This is a genomic window from Arthrobacter sp. SAFR-179 (assembly GCF_059414945.1).
This window is the reverse complement of sequence record NZ_JBPFDM010000029.1, coordinates 1-1,046: the sequence shown is the minus strand read 5'-3', so window position 1 is coordinate 1,046 and position 1,046 is coordinate 1. Positions and strand designations below refer to the sequence as shown.

The window sequence follows — 1,046 nt, the reverse complement described above, 5'->3', positions numbered from 1 at the left end:
CAGGCCGCCACCACCATGGCCTTCGTCCGCCTGCTCAAGGACCTGATGCGGGATAAGAACTTCGGCAAGCACATCGCCCCGATCATCCCCGACGAAGCCCGCACGTTCGGCATGGACGCGTTCTTCCCCACCGCGAAGATCTACAACCCCAAGGGCCAGAACTACCTCTCCGTGGACCGCGACCTGGTCCTGGCCTACAAGGAATCCCCCGCCGGGCAACTGATCCACCCCGGCATCAACGAAGCCGGCGCCGTGGCAGCCTTCACCGCCGCCGGGACCTCCTACGCCACCCACGGCGTGCCCCTGGTCCCCGTCTACGTGTTCTACTCCATGTTCGGCTTCCAACGCACCGGCGACGCCTTCTGGGCAGCAGCGGACCAAATGACCCGCGGCTTCATCATCGGCGCCACCGCAGGACGGACCACCCTCACCGGCGAAGGCCTCCAGCACGCCGACGGCCACTCCCCCCTGCTGGCCTCCACCAACCCCGCCGTCATCACCTACGACCCCGCCTACGGCTACGAAATCGGCCACATCATGCGCTCGGGCCTGGAACGCATGTACGGGCCGGACTCGGACGACAAGAACGTCATGTACTACCTCACCGTGTACAACGAACCCATCGTCCAGCCCGCCGAACCGGAAAACCTCGACATCGAAGGCGTCATCAAGGGCATCTACCTGCTCGCCCCGGCAAAGATCGACGGTCCCCGCACCCAGATCCTCGCCTCCGGCGTCTCCGTGCCCTGGGCCATCGACGCCCAACGCATCCTGGCCGATGACTGGAACGTCTCCGCCGACGTCTGGTCCGTCACCTCCTGGAACGAACTCCGCCGCGACGGACTCGCCGCCGAAGAAGAAGCCTTCCTCAACCCCGGCCAACCCGCCCGCACCCCCTTCGTCACCCAACAACTCGAAGGCGCCACCGGCCCCATCGTCGCCGTGTCCGACTACATGAAAGCCATCCCGGACCAGATCCGCCAATTCGTCCCCAACGAATTCGCCACCCTCGGCGCCGACGGCTTCGGCTTCTCCGACACCCGCGC

At 66.2% G+C, this 1,046-nt stretch carries 1 protein-coding gene; it reads left to right on the top strand.

What is annotated here, in order from left to right:
• Window positions 1–1,046 (top strand): transketolase-like TK C-terminal-containing protein (locus tag ACR65K_RS20615; protein ID WP_440154745.1); only part of this gene is annotated, 1,046 nt, incomplete at both ends.